This is a genomic window from Wolbachia endosymbiont of Drosophila seguyi (assembly GCF_028981765.1).
Taxonomy (GTDB): Bacteria; Pseudomonadota; Alphaproteobacteria; order Rickettsiales; family Anaplasmataceae; genus Wolbachia; species Wolbachia pipientis.
In genome coordinates this window covers 1-2,975 of record NZ_JAPQLM010000121.1, presented here as the reverse complement: position 1 = coordinate 2,975, position 2,975 = coordinate 1, and the positions used below count along the sequence as shown (strand labels likewise).

Annotated in this window: 3 protein-coding genes and 1 rRNA gene; all 4 read left to right on the top strand. The window is 36.3% G+C overall.

From position 1 onward, the window contains the following. A 16S ribosomal RNA gene (locus OZD62_RS02800) occupies window positions 1–659 on the top strand; the annotation flags it as partial. 100 nt (window positions 660–759) lie between these two features. Then, window positions 760–1,137, top strand: coding sequence for a succinate dehydrogenase, cytochrome b556 subunit (sdhC, locus tag OZD62_RS02795; RefSeq protein WP_010963112.1), 378 nt, complete (start codon window positions 760–762; stop codon window positions 1,135–1,137). Continuing rightward, on the top strand, window positions 1,134–1,490 hold the full coding sequence (gene sdhD / locus OZD62_RS02790) for a succinate dehydrogenase, hydrophobic membrane anchor protein (RefSeq protein WP_010963113.1): 357 nt from the start codon (window positions 1,134–1,136) through the stop codon (window positions 1,488–1,490). The genes sdhC and sdhD overlap by 4 nt, the downstream gene beginning before the upstream one ends. 84 nt (window positions 1,491–1,574) lie before the next feature. Then, complete coding sequence (locus OZD62_RS02785; RefSeq protein WP_010082038.1) at window positions 1,575–2,813, top strand: hypothetical protein; 1,239 nt, start codon at window positions 1,575–1,577, stop codon at window positions 2,811–2,813. The last annotated feature ends 162 nt before the right edge of the window (window positions 2,814–2,975 follow it).

The window sequence follows — 2,975 nt, the reverse complement described above, 5'->3', positions numbered from 1 at the left end:
GACTACGGTCGCAAGATTAAAACTCAAAGGAATTGACGGGGACCCGCACAAGCGGTGGAGCATGTGGTTTAATTCGATGCAACGCGAAAAACCTTACCACTCCTTGACATGGAAATTATACCTATTCGAAGGGATAGGGTCGGTTCGGCCGGGTTTCACACAGGTGTTGCATGGCTGTCGTCAGCTCGTGTCGTGAGATGTTGGGTTAAGTCCCGCAACGAGCGCAACCCTCATCCTTAGTTACCATCAGGTAATGCTGGGGACTTTAAGGAAACTGCCAGTGATAAACTGGAGGAAGGTGGGGATGATGTCAAGTCATCATGGCCCTTATGGAGTGGGCTACACACGTGCTACAATGGTGGCTACAATGGGCTGCAAAGTCGCGAGGCTAAGCTAATCCCTTAAAAGCCATCTCAGTTCGGATTGTACTCTGCAACTCGAGTGCATGAAGTTGGAATCGCTAGTAATCGTGGATCAGCACGCCACGGTGAATACGTTCTCGGGTCTTGTACACACTGCCCGTCACGCCATGGGAATTGGTTTCACTCGAAGCTAACGACCTAACCGCAAGGAGGGAGTTATTTAAAGTGGGATCGGTGACTGGGGTGAAGTCGTAACAAGGTAGCAGTAGGGGAATCTGCAGCTGGATTACCTCCTTAGGCTTTGCACATAATTTACCATTTTTAATGATGGTGTTGTTATGTGCTATACTGCTGTCTTTACTTCTACTTTATTTTAATTTCCCGATAACGGAATTTTATGAGTGATAGACCTCTTTCTCCACATTTACAAATATATAAAGTACAAGTTACTAGTTTTTTCTCTATTATGCATAGATTGACTGGTATCTTGCTATTCCTTTTATTAATGATACTTTCTTGGTATTTCATATTACATGTTTACTTTCCTGAGTTACTTATAGTAAGGTACTTAAATGCATTATTATTCACTCCTGTTGCTAAATTAGCTTATGTCTTATGTTTTATAAGTTTTGTATATCATTTTCTTAATGGTATTCGTCATTTATTGTGGGATGTTGGGCTTAATTTAGAAATTACTGGCGTTTCAAGGAGTGCTATACTGCTGACAGTAACGCTACTTCTTTCTACTATGGCTTTTTTATTTATGTTTATATGAGTCAGTCTGGAAATTCAGTACATCATTGGTGGGTTCAGCGTGTTTCTGCGGTAATTTTACTGTTCCTGTTTCCTTGGTTTATCTATTCATTTTCTTGCACATTTTATACTGATAGCTCTTTGTCTTTTAGTGAAAAATTTATTAATCACCCTCTAGAGCTTTTATTTTTTGTTGTATTGTTGTTTTGCATTTTTTGGCACGCAGTTCTTGGAATGCAGGTAGTATGCGAAGATTATATACACAGCGTACCTTTGAGGATTTTTACAATTACATGCATAAAGTACTTATCAAGCATTACTTATATAACCCTCGCTTTTACAATCTTTATCTTCTACAGGCATATTTTCTTGTAAAATCACCGGTGCTGTGTTAATATATTATTAGTGTACTAGTTTTATTATTGAACTATAGCATTATAGCGATTTTGGTTTGACAATATGTTTGAAGCATTAAAAAAGGGAGCAATAGATCTTACACTTAAAGCAAAAGGTCTGCTTACTTCACCTGAATCTCAAGTTTACGTCGAAGACCTTAGAAAGGTAATGATGTATGATGGAAGGAAATGCCAGTATCCAAAAAATTATGATCAAATTGTACAGTCTGCTAAAATCATAGAAAACAGGGATATGCATGGAAATGCTATACTAGATAAAGATAAAAATCCAACCTATAAACTTTTGTATGGTCAAAAAGATGAGAATGGAGAACAACCAAGTTTCAGATTATCTTTAGTTACCAAAGATAAAGATAATGATAGATCTTATTTTACTATCAATTATATAGACAATCAGGGTAAGCAAATTCCGATAAATGAGTTGCATAAGTCATATTTTGAGCCATTAGGCTTTTCGAGAATGGATTTGAAAAAACACGTGCCAATTTTTGAAGCTGAAAAAACTAAGGATCCTCAATATCCATTTGAATTAACTAATTCTTCTGTGCTAACTAAAGAGGTAAAAAATAAAGAAGGTAAAGTTCAGGAAGTTGTTGATGAAAAAGGAAGAAATGGAGAATTATTATACACTAGTGATTACAAGAAGCTCAGCACCCATTTTTCAGAAATTAGAGATCAGAATGGTAATCTAGAGCTAGATAAAAGTCTTATATCTGTTCCTATCGTTTTTGCTACAAGTTTAGCTAAAGTTTGTACTAAATTGTTGACTTCTCTTCCTATAAAGTTAGGGGAGCATTTAATAAGCGAACAAAACCCAATTGCAAAGTCTTTTGGTTATCTTTTATTTACTCCTGCAATGGCAGTAAAAAATTTAGTGGATATGGGAGCTACCATACTTAAGGCTCCAATTTTATTGTTTGTAGCAAATGAGAAAAAATATGGTGATGCTTACTACACCATGTGGAAACACCAACTGAAAGGATGTTTGGAAGAAGCAAAAAGTGACTTTAATGTTATTAAAGGTGAAGAAAGGCTAAAGCCGGATCATGGGAATCGTGATTCACTAGTGGGCACATGGGATGAGCTTAACGCTAGAAGGCCAAAGAAACAAGGGGATGATAAAGAAGTTAGCAAGAGTAATGAAATACTAAAGAGTCCTGAGGAAGAACAAAATAAGGGTAATGAAATATTAAGTGATAAAAGAAAAGGTCATGTTGAGGAATTACAAAATAGAAGAAATTCACAGCAAGGGCAAGGCGCTACACATGATCACTCTCATTAGCAATTACTTTAAATCAACATTTACTTTCTTTATTAACTATTCCACAACAAAAACTTGCATGTATTTTGCCCTCAGTATAAGATATTAATTATTTAATTAATATCTTAACTAAATGCGCCCTGTAATATTGTGTGGTGGTAGTGGTAGCAGACTTTGGCCTTT